Below are 4634 nucleotides of genomic sequence, written 5' to 3'. Positions count from 1 at the left end.
CACCTCGCCTTCGACCAGGCCGAATGGACCGCCTTCGTCCAAGCCATCGAAGCCCACGACCCCCGCTTCACCGCCTAACCGCCCGCCGGGAGGCCCGGATGCGCGACCGAAACGATCCCTACGACCACAGCCCCGCCAGCGTTGAGTGGGTCAAGTCCCCGTTCTCCGGGGAAGGTAACGGCAACTGCGTGGTTATCGCGCGTTTCGACAACGGCGACGTCTGGCTCAGTGACGACAAGAACCCGAACCGCCCCCACCTCGCCTTCGACCAGGCCGAATGGACCGCCTTCGTCCAAGCCATCGAAGCCCACGACCCCCGCTTCACCGCCTAACCGCCCGCCGGGAGGCCAAGATGCCCGACCGAAACGACCCGTACAGCCACAACCCCGCCGACGCCGAGTGGGTCAAATCCCCGTTCTCCGGTGACGACAACGGCAGTTGCGTCATCATCTCGCGCTTCGACAACGGCGACGTCTGGCTCAGTGACGACAAGAACCCGAACCGCCCCCACCTCGCCTTCGACCAGGCCGAATGGACCGCCTTCGTCCAGGCCATCGAAGCCCACGACCCCCGCTTCACCGCCTGACCACCCATCGGGAGGCCAAGATGCGCGACCGCCACGACCCCTACGACCACAACCCCGCCGACGCCGACTGGACCAAGTCCCCCTTCTCCGGCGACTCCAATGGCAACTGCGTGATCATCGCCCGCTTCGACAACGGCGACGTCTGGCTCGGCGACGACAAGAATCCCGGCCGCCCCCACCTCGCCTTCGACCAGGCCGAATGGACCGCCTTCGTCCAAACCATCGAAGCCCGCAACCCCCGCTTCACCGCCTGACCACCCACCGCCCGGGCCGGGACCGCCGGGAAGCCCTGAGTGGCTGTTGCTGGCACCGGGCCGGTTCACGCTAGCGAAGGCCGTGGCTGGGCAAGGCGCCGGGTCATGAGCATCGTCGCCGACCAGTAGACCATCGCCTCCGCGCTGGTGGTGGAGCGTTCGAAGTCCCGCACGAGGCGACGGCTTCGCATCAGGTGGGCGAAGAACCGCTCACCCGATCGAGAAAGGCGGGGAGTGACGTGGTTACGGGATCGCTGATCCCGGCCGCCTGGCCTCTCGGGCACGAAATTGTGGAGCGTCGCCGAGCTGCCCGAGGCTAGGTTGGCGCGGTGCATCCGATCCGCTTCGAGGCCGCCACGACAGACGGCGTCCATCTCTTCCACTACCTCCCCGGCAATGACCTGGCGGTGACTCGGCACTGGCCTGGCCTGTGGCAGGAATGGCCTGAGGAAGAGACGCCCTACACCGAGTGGGCGGTGAACAACAACAACATGGAGGAAGTCGCCGTCTACGTGGGCCTGGTGTGGCGTCTGACGGCCGGCCTGGACCGCTATGCGATCCCGACCTACTACCGCGACGACGCCGAGCGTTTCCTGGAGCAAACGCCGATGCTGGTGAGCTGGGAGTACGAGGTCGACGCCAAAGCGCCGACCGCCACCACACGGGACAAGGGCTTCGTACCTGGTCGTACGGCAAAGCCCCTTCGGGTGGAGCCGACCGCCGCGGAGCTGGACCATGCCGGTCGTGCAGGCTTGTTCCGGTTGTCGACGCCTCGCGACCTGGTATCCGCGCTGCATGCGGTGATCTTCGATGCCTCGTCGGAGACCACGGTGTTCGCAGTCGCCCCCGGACCGGAGCGTCGCCAGCGTCTGGTGAGCGCGTTGAGCGGCCCGACTCCCCCTACTCTGGCCGAAGTCCTTGAGGGAGAAGGGGTGTTCGTGGACCTGACGATCGGCTCGGATTTCGACTACTACGACTCGGTCATGGTGGCGTCGCGCGCCGATCTGCGGCACCGGGTCGATGACCTGGCTGCCGACTATGCGCGCAGGATCTCGGCATATGAACTGCGCCTGGACGAACTCGCAAGTGTTCCGGACTTCCTCCGGGCGATGCCGGAGCTTGCCGGTGTGGACTTGGACGTTCCCTGAGCCCTCGATCACTCGATCGAGACCCTCGTTCGATCGGCAAGCCACTTGATCGGTACGACAACAGCTTCTGAGTGCCGTCGAGCAGCTGGCGGTGGACCGCGGGGACGGCGGTGACGCGCAGGGTGTAGCCCTGGCCGCGCCGCACCGTGACGCCCTGATCGAGGGCGGTGGGCCGGCGGACTCCAGCCCGGTGGTGCGGAGGAAGTCGGCGACCGTGCCCGGTATTTCGAGCGTGACCGGCAGCTCGGGGACGGTGCAGGGCGAGGCGGTCGCGGTGGAGCACGTCGAGGACGTCGAGGACATCGAGGACATCGAGCACGTCGAGGATGTGCCCGGTGCCGCGTACGAGGCGGAACATCTCGCAGATGTGCACGGTCTCGCCCGGCCGCGCGCAGGTAAGCGGTTCGCGGAACTTCGGGCGCTGGAGGGGTTGGAGGCCGCTGGAGGTGCCCGGCGCCTCCTCGAAACGCCGTCGGCGTCGAGGGTCAGGCGCCGAAACCGTCCTCAAACTCCGCGCACTGCTCGCCAACGGCGCCCTCGATGCGAACCACTGACCGAGGGCCGGGACCTGGAGCCGATACGGCGCCGGCGATCACAACCGGTCACCAGCAGGCTGGTTCCACTGATCCCCGAGGCCGCACCCGGCGCCGCTCACCGCATGCCCCGCGGCGAGCGGCGTCGGCATTACCGCTCATCTGATCGACCGTCAACCAGTTCATCCGAACTGCCCCACACGCACAGCTCCCGCCATTACGCTCCCAAGCGTGATCACGCCCGGCGTCGATCCGGGCGCATTCCGTCATCACCACCACAGGGAGCGCATGCCATGAGCGAGCTGGTGTACCCGTCCGACCCCGGCCTCAACGGCCACGCCGTGGACGCAGCCGAACGCACGTACAAGATGAACGGCTTCGACCCGGCGCGGGAGGACTCGAAGCTCTCCTACACCCCCTGCCGGGTCGCCAAGCCCGCCTTCAACACCTACCACCGCAGCGGCGAGCAGACCGTGTCCGGCTTCCTGGACACCACCTGGGCCTACGACAGCCGCCTGACGGACGACACCGGCGGCCCCACCGGCGGGCCGGGCGCGGACCTGACCCGGCTGGAGGCCGCGAACGGCGCCTTCGACGAGATCGTCCTCGGCCTGGTCGGCCTCGTCGGCGGCCAGGGCAGCCTGGCGGCCGCCACCTCCCAGGCCGCCCAGGACTTCGGCATCGCCTCCTCCGAGCGCGGCGCCGTGACCTTCATCGACGCCTGGAGCGCGGCGGCCGCCTACCTCGGCTACGGGTTCGACGGCTGGGTCTCCAACGACTACCAGGACCTGTTCACCCAGCCGAAGGCCCAGGGCCTGCTGGGCGCCGCCCGGCGCCTCAAGGAGCGCAACCCGGACCTCTCTGTCGGCCTGCACATCGGCGGCTGGGACCTGAGCGAGGCGTTCCACGCCATCGCCCAGGAGCCCGCCTCCCGGCGGCGGTTCGCCCAGTCCGTCGTACGGATCTTCCGTGCCTTCCCGATGTTCTCCACCCTCCACCTGGACTGGCGCTGGCCCGGCTCGGCCGGCGCCCCGGAGGCCGGGTACGGCCCGGAGGACGCCGGGAACTTCGCCGAGCTGATCCGCGAGACCAGGGCCGCGCTGTCCGCCGCCGACCTGAGCGCCACGATCGCCGTCGCGGTGCCGGCCTCCTCAGCCCAACTGGACGCGATGAACGTCCCGCTCCTCATCGAGGCCGGCGCCGACCGGCTGGACCTGATGTCCTTCGACTTCTTCGGCAGCCCCTGGTCCGAGAAGCTCGGGCACCACACCTCGCTGCGCCGCGACCGGAACAGCAGCCAGACGGACTGCGTCGACAACGCCGTCACCCACCTCATCGAGCAGGCCGGCGTGGCTCCTCACCGCATCCACCTCGGCTACGCCACCACCACCCGCAACGCCAAGCACGCGCACATCACCGGCATTTCGCCCCTGCGCGGCAGGTACGACAACGGCTCGGGCGAGACGGTCGGCTCCTTCGCGCCCGGCACGAGCACCTGGGCCGACGTGCTGCGCAACTACCTCGACCTGGAGCAGGGCAAGGGCCGCAACGGCTTCGAGCTGTACACGGACGCCGTCGCCGACGCCGACTACCTCCACAACCCCAGCACCGGCGTCTTCCTCTCCCTCGACACCCCGCGCTCCGTCCGCGCCAAGGCCGAGTACGCCCGCGCCCGGGGCCTCGGCGGCCTGTTCGCCGAGCACGCCGAGGCCGACCCCGGCGTGCTCACCAACGCCGCCCGCGAGGGCCTGGGGCACACCGTCACCGCGACGGTCGTCGACATGAAGCCCCTCTACGTCACCGGCCGCAGCTGACGGCGGGCGGCGCCGTCCGCACCGCGGGCAACACGGGAGGTCCCGTGATGCCCGTCGTCGGTCCCCTAGGTTCTGTCCGCGCGATCATGAGCGGAGCCAGATGACCAGTGCGGCGACAGTGACCGTGCCGAGGAAGATGTACACGCGCTTGTCATACCTGGTCGCGACGGCGTGGTGCGACCGCCTCGGGACCGTCCGAGGGCCTCGCCGGGCGCCCCGGCGGCCGGCGGGCCGGGGGGCGGGGCGGGGGGGGGGGGCGGGGAGTCCTGGAAGGGGGTGTCCCACCGGGCGCGGGGGTG

At 69.6% G+C, this 4634-nt stretch carries 5 protein-coding genes and 1 pseudogene; 5 read left to right on the top strand and 1 reads right to left on the bottom strand.

The window, feature by feature from the left end; translation table 11 throughout:
* The first annotated feature begins 23 nt into the window (after positions 1-23).
* The 5 genes from ACFV6I_RS37805 to ACFV6I_RS37785 all read left to right on the top strand — a co-directional run bounded on the left by ACFV6I_RS37805 (position 24) and on the right by ACFV6I_RS37785 (position 4335).
* Positions 24-332: a DUF397 domain-containing protein gene (locus ACFV6I_RS37805; RefSeq protein WP_380430637.1), complete on the top strand. Its 309-nt coding sequence runs from the start codon at positions 24-26 to the stop codon at positions 330-332.
* A gap of 20 nt (positions 333-352) precedes the next feature.
* Positions 353-586, top strand: a complete 234-nt coding sequence (locus ACFV6I_RS37800) for a DUF397 domain-containing protein (RefSeq protein ID WP_380430635.1) — start codon at positions 353-355, stop codon at positions 584-586.
* A 20-nt stretch (positions 587-606) separates the two neighbouring features.
* Positions 607-840, top strand: coding sequence for a DUF397 domain-containing protein (locus ACFV6I_RS37795; protein WP_380430633.1), 234 nt, complete (start codon positions 607-609; stop codon positions 838-840).
* Between the two features lie 329 nt (positions 841-1169).
* Entirely contained in the window at positions 1170-1988 is an 819-nt protein-coding gene (locus ACFV6I_RS37790; RefSeq protein WP_380430631.1) for a hypothetical protein, read from the top strand.
* 826 nt (positions 1989-2814) lie between these two features.
* Positions 2815-4335 carry a glycosyl hydrolase family 18 protein gene (locus ACFV6I_RS37785; RefSeq protein WP_380430628.1) on the top strand — a complete coding sequence of 507 codons (1521 nt, stop codon included), beginning with the start codon at positions 2815-2817 and terminating at the stop codon, positions 4333-4335.
* An 84-nt stretch (positions 4336-4419) separates the two neighbouring features.
* Here the strand turns inward: ACFV6I_RS37785 and ACFV6I_RS37780 are convergent.
* Positions 4420-4518 (bottom strand): annotated as a pseudogene (locus ACFV6I_RS37780) (IS5/IS1182 family transposase); the annotation flags it as partial.
* Positions 4519-4634: the final 116 nt, after the last annotated feature.

The organism is Kitasatospora sp. NPDC059803 (assembly GCF_042732255.1).
Classification (GTDB): domain Bacteria; phylum Actinomycetota; class Actinomycetes; order Streptomycetales; family Streptomycetaceae; genus Kitasatospora.
The sequence above is the reverse complement of the archived record's forward strand: the minus strand, read 5'-3'. Positions and strand labels throughout refer to the sequence as shown.

Bases quoted from the DNA above. Each gene is read 5' to 3' on its own strand.
- ACFV6I_RS37805 (WP_380430637.1), top strand. From the start codon at position 24: ATGGACCGCCTTCGTCCAAGCCATCGAAGCCCACGACCCCCGCTTCAC.
- ACFV6I_RS37800 (WP_380430635.1), top strand. From the start codon at position 353: ATGCCCGACCGAAACGACCCGTACAGCCACAACCCCGCCGACGCCGAG.
- ACFV6I_RS37795 (WP_380430633.1), top strand. From the start codon at position 607: ATGCGCGACCGCCACGACCCCTACGACCACAACCCCGCCGACGCCGAC.
- ACFV6I_RS37785 (WP_380430628.1), top strand. From the start codon at position 2,815: ATGAGCGAGCTGGTGTACCCGTCCGACCCCGGCCTCAACGGCCACGCC.